We start from the raw sequence: 13,421 nt of genomic DNA, 5'->3' as shown, positions 1-13,421 counted from the left end.
CGCGACGAGGCCCGGCACCCCCGCGGGGGTGCCGGGCCTCCGTCGTCCCGCCGTCAGCTCGCCATGACCCGGGCGTGCAGGGCCTGGACGGCGTACCGGGCGGACCAGAACGCGCCGTGCTGCCAGGCGGAGACCTCGGACATCCAGTCGCCAGCGAAGTAGACGCGGCCCGCGCCCTGCTGCAGCTGCTTGAAGCCCGACGACTCCGTGTTCGGGTAGGCCCACGCCCCCTCGATGTACGGGACCTTGTGCCAGGCGATGGAGAACGACGACTCCAGCTCGGTCCGGTACTTCTCGCCGTGGATCTTCACGCCCTGCTCGACGGCGCGCCGCTCGCGCTGACGGGGCGTGAGGTCCGCGTAGGTGCGGGCGTTGGCCCCGGTGTTGTAGTAGCCCACGACGAGCCCCTTGCGCTCCCCGTACCCGTACGACGGGTACCAGACGTGCGCCAGGTCCATGTCCGTCTCGGTGATGCCGCCGAAGATGCGGTGGTCGTCCTCCCACCACCGCGAGCGGTACTGCAGGCCGATCTTGCCCGCGGGCGAGCCGGTGGCGAACTCGCCCAGCGCGGCGTCGATCCCGGTTCCCCAGTTCGTGTCCCAGCGGCGCATGACGCCGGCCGGCGCGGCGACGATCGCGAAGTCGGCCTCGATCTGCCGGGGGCGGCCGTGGCCCGGCGTGTAGGTGACCCGCACGCCGTCGCTCGTGTTCTCCACGCCGGTGACGGGGGAGCCGAAGTGCACGTTCTGCTTGCCGATCGCCCGCACGAAGTACTGGTAGGTCGTGTCCATGCCGCCCTTCGGCTGGAACATGAGCATCGACTGCTCCCAGTTGATCTCGAACGGGAAGTACTGCCCCACCTTCGAGGCGAGCACCTCCGAGACCGTGCCGGGGCTGGGCAGCGGCGTGCCGTGCTCGTTCCACGCGGAGGGATAGGTCGTGAACCCGCGGTTGTCGCCGCCCGCGTACGTGCCGTCGGCCTTCAGCGAGCCCCAGCTGCGCAGGAAGGAGCGCAGGTTCTCCTTGTCCTCGGCGGTGAGCCGCTGGTCCAGGGCGCCCTGGTCGGTGGCATAGCTCAGCAGCTCCGAGGTGTAGCCGAAGACGTCGGCCTTGGCGGTGCGGTAACGCACGGGGTGGCCCGGGGTGGCCCCGGTCTTCTCGTTGTAGAGGTAGGCGTCGGCGTTCGCGTTGGTGAACACCTCGTACGGCACGCCGAGCTCGCGCAGGTAGTCCATGGTGACCATCCACTGCGCGATGCGGCCGGCGCCGGCGTTCATGTAGACGCCGTCGTCGAAGCGCGCCGTCTGCGTGACGCCGTCGACGTCCGTCTCGGAGTCCCCGCCGCGGATCGTCAGGGTGCGGCCGCCCGGCCGGTGGCGCGCCTCGAGTACCGTGACGCGGTAGCCGGCCTTCTGCAGCTCGTACGCCGAGGCGAGCCCGGCCGGGCCGGCGCCGACGACCACCACCTTCTTCGCCGAGCGGCCGGTGAGCGAGAAGTCGCTGCCCCGGGGCGGCGTCCAGGCCGCGGCCGTGGGCTGGGCGGCCGCGGACGGGGCGAGCCCCATCGCCCCCATCGTGGCGAACATGACGCCGGCGCTGGAGCCGACGCCGACGGCCTGGAGGAAGCCGCGGCGGGAGACGCCGGACCGGCGTCCGTCGGTGGCCCCGTCGGTGATCGTGTCAGTGACCATGTGGCACTACCTCTCGTGTCGAAAGGTCTGACGGACGGTCGCGGCGGCCCTGGATGCCGGGCGCCGCCGTCAGCACCGCGGCCGACGGTAGGAGAGCCGCGTCACGGCCCGGGGTCGGCGGGGTTACGGCGTCGTCGCCTGGGGTAACGGCTGCGTTTCGACGACGTCGCCGCAGGTCAGCGACTCGCGTTCGACCTGCGCCGGTCATCCGGCGGAAACGGTGCGCCCCTACGTTCCCCCCATGAAGAACACCACCAAGGTCGTCCTCGCCGTCGTCGTCACGACCGCCGTCGCCGTGCCCGCCACCGCCGTCGCGGGAGGCCGGCTCTTCGAGCCGCGGCCGACCGAGGCGCACTCCTTCGTCACCGGTGACACCCCGTCCATCGCCGACGGCGTGGCCCTCGGCAAGAACGTGGCCTGGTACAAGTCGTCGGGGCTGGGGCCGTCCGCCCTGAACCGCGCCCCGGGCGTGTCCGCCGAGGAGCGCTACGTCCCGACCGACGTCTTCCCCGGCGGCGAGCTGCCCGAGGGTGTGACGCTCACCGAGGCGCAGGGGATCAACGCGCTGATGCGGATCGGGGAGAACCTCGAGCGCGCGGGCCTGTCCTACGACGACGTCGTCTCCATGCGTGTCTTCCTGCAGAACCCGGACGGCGAGGAGGCCATGGACTTCGCCGGCTGGAACCGGGCGTACCGGCAGTTCTTCGCCAACACGAACCTCGCCACCGGAGAGACGCTCGACGTCCAGCTCGGGTCGGCCTCCGGCGAGCCTATGGTCGTCAACGCGGCACGGCCCTCCCGGTTCGCGCTGGAGATCGAGAACCTGCCGGTGGACGGGTGGCTGGTCGAGGTGGAGGTCGACGCCGTCTACGACCGGTAGGCCGGCCCCGCCGACGCGCGGCCGGTCAGGAACCGCCGGGGCCGAGCGCGTGCGGGAGGCCCGTGAGCGCCGGCCAGGCCGGCGACGTGGGCGGCCGTCCGCCCGGGGTCGCGGCGCGCTCCGCGTTGACGCGCTCCGCCCAGGCGCGGTGGGCGCCGGCCTGGGCGGCGTGCAGCGCGTCGAGCGCGGCGCCCCGCAGGCGCGGGTGGGCCACGAGCTGGGCGTCGAGGACGTCGAGCGTGGCGAGGACGTCGACGTCCGCTCGGTGGAGCTCGCCGTCGCCCTCGATCCCGTACAGGGCGCACAGGTCGCCGAGGCGCCGCTTGCCCTCGCGGGCGCGGTCCAGCCACCGGTCGAGGACGAGGGGGTCCAGCACCGGGGCGACGGGCCGGCCGAGCCGCTCGGGCACGGTCGGCAGGCCGTGGCGGGCCAGCTCGACGTCGAGCAGGGAGAGGTCGAACGAGGCGTTGTAGGCGACCAGGGGGACGCCGTCGCGCACGTGATGGACGAGGATCGCGGCGATCTCCTCGAGCGCCCCGACGGCGTCCTGGCCGTGGGCGCGCGCCTCGGCGGTGGTGATGCCGTGGATGGCGGCGGCCTCGGCGGGGATCTCGATGCCCGGGTCGAGCAGCCAGGTGCGCACCGACCGGGAGCCGTCCGGCCCCCGCAGCACGAGCGCGGCGGTCACGATGCGGTCGGCCTCGACGTCGAGCCCCGTGGTCTCCGTGTCGAAGCCGAGCAGGGGCCCGCGCGACCAGCCCGGGTCGGGGGCGGCCTGCGGTGCGTCGAGCTCCGCGTACGTCGTCATGCCCCCGGACTGTGCCACCGGCCACCGACAGCACGCGCCGGTAGGCTGTCCGGGTGAGCAACGAGATCGAGATCGGGCGCGGAAAGCGCGGCCGCCGCGCATACTCCTTCGACGACATCGCGATCGTGCCCTCGCGGCGCACGCGCGACCCGAAGGACGTGTCCGTGGAGTGGCAGATCGACGCCTACCACTTCGACCTGCCGATCATGTCGGCGCCGATGGACTCCGTGATGAGCCCCGCCACCGCGGTGGCGCTGGGGAACCACGGCGGCCTCGGCGTCCTCGACCTCGAGGGCCTGTGGACGCGGTACGAGTCGCCCGAGACGCTGCTGGCCGAGATCCGCGACCTGCCCGCCGACCGCGCGACGCGGCGCATGCAGGAGATCTACGCCGAGCCGATCAAGGCCGAGCTCATCACGCAGCGCCTCAAGGAGGTCCGCGCCGCGGGCGTCACCGTCGCGGGCGCGCTGTCCCCGCAGCGCACGCAGGAGCACTACCAGACCGTGGTCGACGCGGGCGTGGACCTGTTCGTCATCCGCGGCACCACGGTCTCGGCCGAGCACGTCTCCGGCAACGCCGAGCCGCTCAACCTCAAGCGGTTCATCTACGAGCTCGACGTCCCGGTCGTCGTCGGCGGCGCGTCCACCTACACCGCCGCGCTGCACCTCATGCGCACCGGCGCGGCGGGCGTGCTCGTCGGCTTCGGCGGCGGCGCCGCGCACACCACGCGCGTGGGCCTCGGCATCCACGCGCCGATGGCCACGGCCGTCTCCGACGTGGCCGCGGCCCGCCGCGACTACCTCGACGAGTCCGGCGGCCGGTACGTGCACGTGATCGCCGACGGCGGCGTGGGCCGCTCCGGCGACGTCGTCAAGGCCGTCGCCTGCGGCGCCGACGCCGTCATGCTGGGCGCCGCGCTCGCCCGCGCCGAGGAGGCGCCGGGCAAGGGCTGGCACTGGGGGCCCGAGGCCCACCACCCGGCGCTGCCCCGGGGCGAGCGCGTCGAGGTCGGGACGGCCGGCACGCTCGAGCAGGTGCTGTTCGGGCCGAGCGGCTCCGCCGACGGCACCCTCAACCTCGTCGGCGCGCTGCGCCGCGCCATGGCCACGACCGGGTACTCCGACCTCAAGGAGTTCCAGCGGGTCGAGGTCGTCGTCTCGCCGTACCAGCCCCGGTGACCGCCGGCTCCACGACCCGCGACGCGCTCGACGTCGCGTTCCGGGAGGTCACGGACGACGACGTCGAGCAGGTCGTCGCGCTGTGGGAGGCCTGCGGGCTGACCCGGCCGTGGAACGACCCGCGCCGCGACGTCGCCGACGCGCGGCGCACCCCGACGTCGACGGTCGTGGTCGGGGTGGCCGGCGACCGCGTCGTGTCCTCCGCGCTGGCCGGGTACGACGGGCACCGCGGCTGGCTGTACTACGTGGCCGTCGACCCGCAGCGGCAGGGGAGCGGCCTCGGCCGCGCGACGGTGGTCGCCGCCGAGGGCTGGCTCCGCCGCGCGGGCGTGCACAAGGTGCGCCTCATGGTGCGGCACGGGAACGAGCGGGTGCTCGGGTTCTACGACGGTCTGGGGTACACCGACTCCGAGTGCGTCGTGCTGGGCCGTGACCTGTGACGCCCCTCGGGGAGGGTTCCCGGTCGCGCTGAGAGCGAACGCCCGGCCGTCCGGGCACGACGGTTGCCGCGGTGTCGCCGGACCCGGCTAGGGTGTCGGCCATGTCCACCGCGCACGAGGGCGAAGGCGCTCTCGGGGAACTTCTCGACCCCGAGCTGCCCGCCGCCACCTATGTCCTGGAGCCCGACGTCGTGGAGCCGCTGACGCGGCGCATCGTCACGTCCCACATGGTCGGGACGCACCGTTCGGTCCTTCCCTTCACGGGTGCCCCGCTGGCGGCGTTCCCGCTGTCGTCGCCCGACGACGTCGCGTCGGCCGCGGGCCGCGCCCGCGCCGCGCAGCCCGGGTGGGCGCGCACGTCGCTGCGGGAGCGCACGGCCGTGCTGGACCGCCTCGGCGCGCTGGTGCTGGAGCGGCAGTCGGAGATCCTCGACCTGATCCAGATGGAGTCGGGCAAGGCCCGGCGCAGCGCGTTCGAGGAGGTCGCCGACGTCGCGATGGCGTGCCGGCACTACGCCGTGCGCGGCCCCGGGTACCTGGGCGAGCGCCGCGTGCCGGGCATGCTGCCCGTGCTCACGGGCGTGCGCGTGCACCGCCGTCCGGTCGGCGTGGTCGGCGCGATCGCGCCGTGGAACTACCCGCTGTCCCTGGTCCTGTCGGAGGCGATCCCGGCGCTGCTCGCGGGGAACGCGGTGGTGCTCAAGCCGGACCCGCAGACCACCCTGTCGTCCCTGTGGGTGGCGGAGCTCCTGCAGGAGGCGGGGCTGCCCGACGACCTGTTCCTCGTCGTCGCCGGCGGCGGGGACGTCGGCGCGGCGCTCGTGGACCACGTGGACCACATCGCGTTCACCGGCTCGACGGCGACGGGCCGCAAGGTCGCGGCGCGGGCGGGCGAGCGGCTCATCGGCACGACGCTCGAGCTGGGCGGCAAGAACCCGCTGTACGTCGCGGCCGACGCCGACCTCGACTCGGCGGTGCCGGGCGTCGTGCGGGCCTGCTTCGCGAACGCCGGCCAGCTGTGCATGTCGATCGAGCGCCTGGTGCTGCACGAGCGGATCGCGGACGCGTTCCTCGAGCGGTTCGCCGTCGCGGTGCGCGACCTCACGCTGGGCACCGGGCTCGACTACACCGCGGACGTGGGCTCGCTGGTCTCCGCCGCGCAGCTCGAGCGCGTCACGCGCCACGTCGACGACGCGCTCGCCAAGGGCGCCCGCGCGCTCGTCGGCGGGGTGCACCGCTCCGACGTCGGCCCGTACTTCTACGCCCCGACGGTGCTGGACGACGTCCCCGAGGACGCCCTGTGCGCCCGCGAGGAGACGTTCGGCCCGGTCGTCGCCGTGACCCGCGTGGCGTCGGACGACGAGGCGGTGCGCGTCATGAACGACACCGAGTTCGGCCTCAACGCGAGCATCTGGTCCACCGACGTCGCCCGCGCCCGGCGCCTCGCGGCGCGCGTGCAGTCCGGCACGGTCGTGATCAACGACGGGTACGCCTCGGCCTGGGGTTCCGCGGCCGCGCCGATGGGCGGGTTCAAGGCCTCCGGGCAGGGCCGCCGGCACGGGCGCGAGGGCATCGAGGCCGTCACCGAGGTGCAGACCGTCGCCGTCCAGCGCGGCGCCCGGTTCGGCCTGTCCCTCGACACGCTGTACACGCTCGGTGGGGAGACGCCGAGCCGCGTGCTGTCCGTCGCGCTCGGCGCGATGCGGCGGCTGCGCCTGCCGTAGGCCCGCCTCAGCGCCCTGGGCGGGACAGGAAGGAGCCCAGGGCGGCCTGCGCGGCGGGCTCGCCCAGCAGCCGGGTGAAGACCGCCCCCTCGTCCTCGATCCGGTCGAGGAGAGCGGCCTGGGTGCCGGAGCGCAGGAGGCGCTTGGTCTCGACGAGCGCGGTGACCGGCTTCGCGGCCAGCCGGGCGGCCTGCGCGCGGGCGTGGCCGAGCACCTCGGCGTCCGGCAGCACCCGGTTGACCAGGCCGGCGTCGGCCGCCGCGGCGGCGCTGAACGGCTCCCCGAGCAGGAGGGCGGCCGCGGCACGCTGGTGCCCGACGACCTGCGGCAGCAGCAGGCTGGACCCGGCCTCGGGGACCAGGCCCAGGTCGACGAACGGGAAGTGGAGCGTCGCGCCCTCGCCGGCGTACACGAGGTCGCAGTGCAGCAGCGTGGTCGCGCCCACGCCGACGGCCGGGCCGCACACCCCCGCGACGACCGGCTTCGGGAACCGCGCGATCGTGCGCAGGAATCGGAACGCCGGGTCGTCGGTGCCGGCCTGCGGGCGGTCCAGGAAGTCGCGGATGTCGTTGCCCGCGCAGAACACGGTCTCGTCGCCCTGCAGCACGACCGCCCGGACGTCCGCGTCGGCCTCCGCCGCGTCGAGGGCGTCGGCCAGCGCGGCGTACATCGCGGTGGTGAGCGCGTTCTTCTTCGCGGGCCGGTCGAGGGTCACGGTGGCGACGCCCTCGGCGGCGCTGGTGAGGACGTCGTCGGTCATGCCGAGACGATAGCGGCCCCCTCCGCCTGCCCGGTGCCCCGTCAGAGCTCCCGGACCGCCGCCCGCCACGACGCCGGGATCTCGCGCACGTGCCACCACACCCACTTCCGGGGCGTCGCGCTCGCCGCCGAGACACCCACGCCCTGCGCGTCCAGGCCCGCGCGGGAGCAGCTGAACAGCGCGCGGCGCAGGTGGTAGTCCTGCGTGACGACGACGGCCGTGCGGGCTCCCAGCTCGGCGGTGCGGCGGCAGGACGCCGTGGTGTCGAGGCCGTCGCGGTCCAGCGTCAGCGCCTCGTCCGGCACGCCGCGGCCGAGGATCCACTCGCGCATGGAGGCGGGCTCGTCGTAGGGGGTGCCGTCCGGGCGCGGCTGCCCGTCGCCGCTGAGCACCACCCGGTCGGCGACGCCGGCGTGGTAGAGCTCGGCCGCCGCGTCGAGGCGGCGGCGCAGGTAGGGCGACGGTGTCCCGTCGGGCCGGATGCCCGCCCCGAGCACGAGGATCGCGTCGACCGGCTCGACGGACTCGACGGACGGCCGGACCCGGGCCTGCCCGGTCAGCTGCACCCACGCGACCGGCATCACGACGGCCAGGGCGAGCGCCCCCGCGGTCGCGGAGGAGACCCGCAACGCACGACGGCGCCGGGAGCGGACGGGGGTCGGTGCGGCGGCCGGCGTCGGGGTCACGCCCCGCAACCTAGCGTCAGGGGACCAGGGCGGCGCGCTCGGCGCGCAGGTTGCGTCCCGCCGTGTCGGCCCAGCGGGCCGCGGCCGCGGGCGAGCGGTACAGCCGCGGCAGCCCGGCGAGCTGGTCCAGGACGGCGGCCCGGCCGGCCCGGAACGCGTCGTCGGGCACGTGCCCGTACTCGGCGCGGACCTGGGCCGCGTAGCGCGCGTACCGACCGGGCTCGGCGCCGAGGACGGCGAGGTCCGCGTCGCTGACCAGCGCGCCCGAGGCGTCCGCCGCGCCGGGGTCGTGAGCGGTCGTCACGAGCACGAGCCGGGCGACCTCGTCCACGTCGTGGTGCGTCAGCGGCTCGCCCGTCCCCGCCCGGCGCACCTCGCCTGCCAGCGGCCCGAGCAGCGCGCCCACCAGCGCGGCCGAGCGCTCCTCGTCGCGGCCCGCCTCGCCGTCGTGCACCGCGTCGTGGAACCACAGCGCCGCCGCCGCGTGCCAGCGCGAGCCGGGCGCGCCGTCGGCGACGAGGAGGTCCAGGGCGTCGAGGGAGTCGGCCAGGTGCAGGCGCGAGTGGTAGACGCGGTGCGGCTCGCGCCAGCGGCCCACGAGGTCGCGCCCGGCGTCGTCCGCCGCGGCGAGCGCGGACCGCGCGCCGTCGTCCGGCTCCCACAGCGTCGTCCACCGGGCGAGCAGCGCGTCGTGGGAGGCGCGCCGCCGTTCGCGGCCGGGCACCCGCAGGGCGGAGCCGGCGAGGCGCCGCGACAGCTCGCCGCCGGTCACCGGCACGGCCCCGGCGGCCACCAGCGCGTCGTGCCGGTCGGCGGGGACGTCGTAGTGGTCGAGGTCGAAGGCCCGGTCGCCCACGCCCTGGGCGCGGGCGAACGACCGCAGCTCGTGCAGCGACGTGTCCGAGACCAGGTGCGACCAGAGGGTGCCGTGCGCCGGCCAGGCGGGCGGGTCGAGCAGGAGCGTCATCGGCGCACCCGCCGCACCCTGAGGGCACCCGGCACCTCGAGCCGGTCGCCGAGGTCCTCGCCCCGCGCGAACGCGCCCCACACGGCGCGCACGCGCCGCGCGGAGCGCTGCAGGTCGTCCCACGACGTACCGTCCGTGAGCGCCGCCGGCGCCCACGCCTTCTCGTCGCCGAACAGCAGCGGCAGGTCGACGGTGTGCGCGGCGCCCCACGGGTTGCCTGGCGCGGCCCACGTCACGACGTACCGGTAGGCGGTGCCGCCGGCGGCCGCGTGCCGGGCGGCGAGCCGCCGGGCGGGGCGCCCGTAGACGGCCGCGGTGACGGCGGCGACCAGCGCGCGTCGCATCCAGGGCCCGACGACGGGCAGCGCGGCGAGCCGCCGGATCGCGGGGATCCGGGGGACGAACAGCCGCGCCTCCTCGGCGGTGCTTCCGACGAGCAGCGCGACCTGCGGCGCGACGGCGTCCCAGGCGGCGTCGATCTCGCCCTCGGGCGGCAGCGGGTCGTGGCCGTACTGGGTGCCGAACGGCATCGCGGCGCGCAGCCCGGCGCCCGTCGCCGCCCGCGCGACCCGCGCCTCCGCGGCCACGACGTCCGTGACGGGCGTCCGGGCGGAGATCCCGGCGGCGGCGCGCGCCATGGCGGCGTTCATCCGGTCCCGCCCCCGGGAGATGCCGAGCGGCGCGCTCTGCACGATCGCGCGCGAGACCAGGGCCGCCGCGGCGGGCACGGCCAGCAGGTGCGCGACGGCGTCGCCCCCCGCGGACTGGCCGAACAGCGTGACCCGCGCGGGGTCGCCGCTGAACGCGGCGATGTTGCGGTGCACCCAGCGCAGCGCCTCGAGCTGGTCGAGCAGCCCGAGGTTCGCGGGCCGCTCGGGGCCGTCGCCGAGGTAGCCCAGCAGGCCGAGCCGATAGGTGACGGTCACGACGACCACTCGCTGCTCCGCGACGAGCGGCCGCGGGTCCATGATCGGCAGGTCGCCCGCGCCGGAGGTGTACGAGCCGCCGTGGATCCACACCATGACGGGGAGGCGGTCGTCGGGGCGCACGTCGGCGGGCATCGTCACGGACAGGCGCTGGCAGTGCTCGTCGCCGGGGACGCCGGCGCCCGGCGAGCCCAGCACCTCGTCGAGGAACGGGACCGGCGCCTGCGGGCAGGCGGGGGACCACCCCGTCGCCGCGAACGCCTCACTGCGGTCGGGCACCGGCACGGGCCGGGCGAACCGGTCCGCGTGGGCGTACGGGATGCCGGTGGCGCGGACGACGTCGTCGTCCGCCCAGCCGTCGACCGGTCCGCAGGGAGGCGTGAAGCGCAGCATCGCGGTCGAGACTAACCCTGGCGCGAGGCGCCGTCCTCGTCGTCGGGCATGAGGTCGGGCAGGTCGTCGAGCGCGCGCCGCACCTCGCGGACGATCCGGGCCATCGCGGCCTCGGCGGCGTCGGGGTCGTGCTCGGCCACCGCCCGGGCGACCGCCTCGTGCTGGTCGAGGGCCTCGGGCGCGGGGGAGGGCGGCATGAGGCCGAGGTGGGTCCGCCCGGCGAGGACCTCGGCGACGACGTCGGCCAGCGGGCCGAACATCTCGTTGCCGCTGGAGCGCAGCAGCAGCTCGTGCATGCGGACGTCGAGGGCGAGGAACTCGGTGAGGTCGCCCGCCTCGCCGAGGGTGCGCATCCGGCGGGCGAGGTCCACGAGCTCGCCGCGCACCTGGGGGGTGGCGTGACGGGCGGCACCGGCGGCGGCGAGGGGCTCGACCGCGTGCCGCAGCTCGGTGAGGCTGCGCAGCTGCGCGTCGCGGCCGGGGCCCTGCAGCCGCCACCGGATGACGCGCGGGTCGAGCACGTTCCAGTCCTCCATGCCGAGGACCACGAGGCCGACCCGGCGCCGCGAGCGCACCATCCCGAGGCCCTCGAGCATCCGCATCACCTCGCGCGCCACGGTCCGCGAGACGCCGTGCTCTGCGCCGATCCCGTCGAGCGTGAGGGGGGTGCCCGCGGGGACGTCTCCGCTGGTGATCGCGCGGCCGAGCGCGTCGAGCACTCCGGCGTGCAGGGACGGTGACGACATGGGCGGAGCCTATCGACGTGGGGTCGGGCGAGCCATTGGTGTGATCAGTCTTGTCAAAGGTAGTACCAATGAGACATCCTCGGACGACGCGGCGACGCAGCAGTCGCCGCGGGGCCCGCCCCGGCGGGTCGCCGACCGAACAGGGAAGTCGAGATGGACACTGTCGTCATGAACGCCACCGGTGACGGGCGCGCCGCGAGCGCGCCGCGGTCTCCGGTCGCCGGGCACCTCGTCGTCATGGGCGTCGCCGGCTCGGGCAAGACCACGATCGCCGGGATGCTCGCCGAGCGCCTCGGCGTCGACGTCGCCGAGGCCGACGAGTTCCACCCCCAGGCGAACATCGACAAGATGTCGGCCGGCACGCCCCTCACCGACGCCGACCGGGCCCCCTGGCTCGCCGCCATCCGCGACTGGCTGACCGGGGAGACCGACAGCGGCCGGTCCGCCGTCGTGACCTGCTCGGCGCTCAAGCGCTCCTACCGCGACGTCCTGCGCGGCGCGCACGGCCGGGTGCGGTTCGTCCACCTCGACGGCACCCCCGAGCTCCTCGCCGACCGGATGGCGCACCGCAGCGGGCACTTCATGCCGCCGGCGCTCCTGCCGTCCCAGCTCGCCACCCTCGAGCCGCTCGACGACGACGAGGACGGCATCAGGATCGACGTCGCGGCCACGCCGGAGGAGATCGTCGACTCCGTGCTCGCCTGGCTCGCCGACCGGGCCTGACCGGCCGGACCCACCCCGTACGACCGTCGACGAGGACTTCGCCATGCCCTTCTCCCTGCCCTCTGCCATGCCCTTCGCCATGCCTTTCGCCCTGCCGGCCGCCGCACCCACCGACGACTGGACCCAGACGCTCACGGCCGGGCCGCTGCTCGCCATCGCCGCCGGAGCCGTCGCGCTCCTGCTCCTGCTCATCATCAAGGTGCGCCTGCACGCGTTCCTCGCGCTCGTGCTCGTCAGCCTGCTCACCGCGGTGGCCGCCGGGCTGCCCGCCGGCGGCGTCCTGGACGTCCTGCTGGACGGCTTCGGCTCGACCCTCGCGTCCGTGGCGCTGCTCGTCGGGCTCGGCGCGATGCTGGGCCGCCTGATCGAGACCAGCGGCGGCGCGAAGGTGATGACCGACGTGCTCATCGCGCGGTTCGGCGAGAAGCGCGCCCCGCTGGCCCTCGGCGTCGCGTCGCTGATCTTCGGCTTCCCGATCTTCTTCGACGCCGGCCTCGTCGTGATGCTGCCGATCGTGTTCGCGGTGGCCCACCGCCTCGGCGGGTCGCTGCTGCTGTACGGCCTGCCCGTGGCCGGCGCGTTCTCGGTCATGCACATCTACGTGCCGCCGCACCCCGGCCCCGTCGCCGCGTCCGAGTTCCTCGGGGCGAACGTCGGCATGGTCCTGCTCCTCGGGCTGATCATCGCGATCCCCACCTGGTACGTGACCGCCTACCTCTTCGGCAGGTTCGCGGGCCGCCGGATCGAGCTGCCGGTGCCGGCGATCCTCGGCCGCGCCGACGCCGCGCAGATCGCGAACCCGCCGCGCTTCGGCACGGTCGTCGGCATCCTGCTGCTCCCGCTCGTCCTGATCTTCGCCAACACCGGGCTGGAGACCGCGGTCTCCGCGGGCTGGGTCGCCGCCGAGAGCCCGGTCGTGACCTGGGCGGGCGTCGTCGGCTCGACACCCGTCGCGCTGCTGGTCGCCGTCCTCGTGGCGGCCTGGGCGCTCGGCCGTCGCCGCGGCGTCGAGAGCACCGTGCTCGAGCAGACGCTCGACTCGGCGCTGGGGCCCGTCTGCTCCGTCATCCTCATCACGGGCGCCGGCGGCATGTTCGGCGGCGTGCTGCGCGCGTCGGGCATCGGCGACGCCCTCGCCGACGTCCTCGCCGACCTGGGCCTCCCCGTCATCGTCGCCGGCTTCGTCATCGCCGCGGTCCTGCGGGTGGCGCAGGGCTCCGCCACCGTGGCGCTCACGACGGCGGCCGGGCTCATCGCCCCGGCCGTGGCCGCCGGCGGGTTCAGCCAGCTCGCGACGGCCGCGATCGTCGTCGCCGTGGCGGCCGGGTCCGTCGTGCTCAGCCACGTCAACGACTCGGGGTTCTGGCTCGTGGGCCGGTTCTTCGACATGGACGTGAAGACCACGCTGCGCACCTGGACCGTCATGGAGACGGCGATCGGCGTGATGGGCTTCGGGATCGCCTGCGTGGCGTTCGCGCTGGCCTGAGGGCCGGCGCCCG

At 75.3% G+C, this 13,421-nt stretch carries 13 protein-coding genes; 6 read left to right on the top strand and 7 right to left on the bottom strand.

Annotated elements, in window-relative coordinates; genetic code table 11:
• Nucleotides 1–53 precede the first annotated feature (53 nt).
• A complete protein-coding gene (locus tag ACQP6G_RS12620) occupies nt 54–1,691 on the bottom strand; it encodes a flavin monoamine oxidase family protein (protein ID WP_429764675.1) in 1,638 nt (545 codons plus the stop codon).
• A gap of 241 nt (nt 1,692–1,932) precedes the next feature.
• Here ACQP6G_RS12620 and ACQP6G_RS12615 point away from each other — a divergent pair, with 241 nt between their 5' ends.
• Complete coding sequence (locus ACQP6G_RS12615; protein WP_429764674.1) at nt 1,933–2,571, top strand: Rid family hydrolase; 639 nt, start codon at nt 1,933–1,935, stop codon at nt 2,569–2,571.
• A gap of 25 nt (nt 2,572–2,596) precedes the next feature.
• Here ACQP6G_RS12615 and ACQP6G_RS12610 read toward each other — a convergent pair whose 3' ends face one another.
• Nucleotides 2,597–3,379, bottom strand: coding sequence for an exonuclease domain-containing protein (locus ACQP6G_RS12610; protein ID WP_429764673.1), 783 nt, complete (start codon nt 3,377–3,379; stop codon nt 2,597–2,599).
• Nucleotides 3,380–3,432: 53 nt separating this feature from the next.
• Between ACQP6G_RS12610 and ACQP6G_RS12605 the strand changes: the two genes are divergently transcribed.
• The 3 genes from ACQP6G_RS12605 (at nt 3,433) to ACQP6G_RS12595 (ending at nt 6,721) form a co-directional block, all read left to right on the top strand.
• On the top strand, nt 3,433–4,557 hold the full coding sequence (locus ACQP6G_RS12605) for a GuaB3 family IMP dehydrogenase-related protein (protein ID WP_429764671.1): 1,125 nt from the start codon (nt 3,433–3,435) through the stop codon (nt 4,555–4,557).
• A complete protein-coding gene (locus ACQP6G_RS12600) occupies nt 4,554–4,997 on the top strand; it encodes a GNAT family acetyltransferase (protein WP_429764670.1) in 444 nt (147 codons plus the stop codon). Before ACQP6G_RS12605 ends, ACQP6G_RS12600 begins: the two co-directional genes overlap by 4 nt.
• A 101-nt stretch (nt 4,998–5,098) precedes the next feature.
• Nucleotides 5,099–6,721 (top strand): succinic semialdehyde dehydrogenase, encoded by a 1,623-nt coding sequence (locus tag ACQP6G_RS12595; RefSeq protein WP_429764669.1) that lies wholly within the window; start codon nt 5,099–5,101, stop codon nt 6,719–6,721.
• Between the two features lie 7 nt (nt 6,722–6,728).
• On the opposite strand, the gene ACQP6G_RS12590 is transcribed toward ACQP6G_RS12595, so the two are convergent.
• From ACQP6G_RS12590 to ACQP6G_RS12570, 5 genes are read right to left on the bottom strand one after another with little or no spacing between them, the layout of a single operon-like run.
• Nucleotides 6,729–7,481 carry an enoyl-CoA hydratase gene (locus ACQP6G_RS12590; RefSeq protein WP_429764668.1) on the bottom strand — a complete coding sequence of 251 codons (753 nt, stop codon included), beginning with the start codon at nt 7,479–7,481 and terminating at the stop codon, nt 6,729–6,731.
• A gap of 41 nt (nt 7,482–7,522) precedes the next feature.
• Nucleotides 7,523–8,167 (bottom strand): SanA/YdcF family protein, encoded by a 645-nt coding sequence (locus ACQP6G_RS12585; RefSeq protein ID WP_429764667.1) that lies wholly within the window; start codon nt 8,165–8,167, stop codon nt 7,523–7,525.
• Between the two features lie 16 nt (nt 8,168–8,183).
• A complete protein-coding gene (locus ACQP6G_RS12580) occupies nt 8,184–9,134 on the bottom strand; it encodes a DUF4031 domain-containing protein (RefSeq protein WP_429764666.1) in 951 nt (316 codons plus the stop codon).
• A complete protein-coding gene (locus ACQP6G_RS12575; protein WP_429764665.1) occupies nt 9,131–10,453 on the bottom strand; it encodes a carboxylesterase family protein in 1,323 nt (440 codons plus the stop codon). Before ACQP6G_RS12575 ends, ACQP6G_RS12580 begins: the two co-directional genes overlap by 4 nt.
• Before the next feature lie 11 nt (nt 10,454–10,464).
• Nucleotides 10,465–11,199 carry a FadR/GntR family transcriptional regulator gene (locus tag ACQP6G_RS12570; protein ID WP_429764664.1) on the bottom strand — a complete coding sequence of 245 codons (735 nt, stop codon included), beginning with the start codon at nt 11,197–11,199 and terminating at the stop codon, nt 10,465–10,467.
• Between the two features lie 168 nt (nt 11,200–11,367).
• On the opposite strand from ACQP6G_RS12570, the gene ACQP6G_RS12565 reads away from it, so the two are divergent.
• A complete protein-coding gene (locus ACQP6G_RS12565) occupies nt 11,368–11,922 on the top strand; it encodes a gluconokinase (protein WP_429764663.1) in 555 nt (184 codons plus the stop codon).
• A gap of 79 nt (nt 11,923–12,001) precedes the next feature.
• Nucleotides 12,002–13,408 (top strand): GntP family permease, encoded by a 1,407-nt coding sequence (locus tag ACQP6G_RS12560; RefSeq protein ID WP_429765187.1) that lies wholly within the window; start codon nt 12,002–12,004, stop codon nt 13,406–13,408.
• Nucleotides 13,409–13,421 lie beyond the last annotated feature (13 nt).

Origin of the sequence: Isoptericola nanjingensis (assembly GCF_050311635.1) — a bacterium.
Taxonomy (GTDB): domain Bacteria; phylum Actinomycetota; class Actinomycetes; order Actinomycetales; family Cellulomonadaceae; genus Isoptericola; species Isoptericola nanjingensis.
Note: the sequence above shows the minus strand (reverse complement) of the source record. Positions and strands in the feature narration are given on the sequence as shown.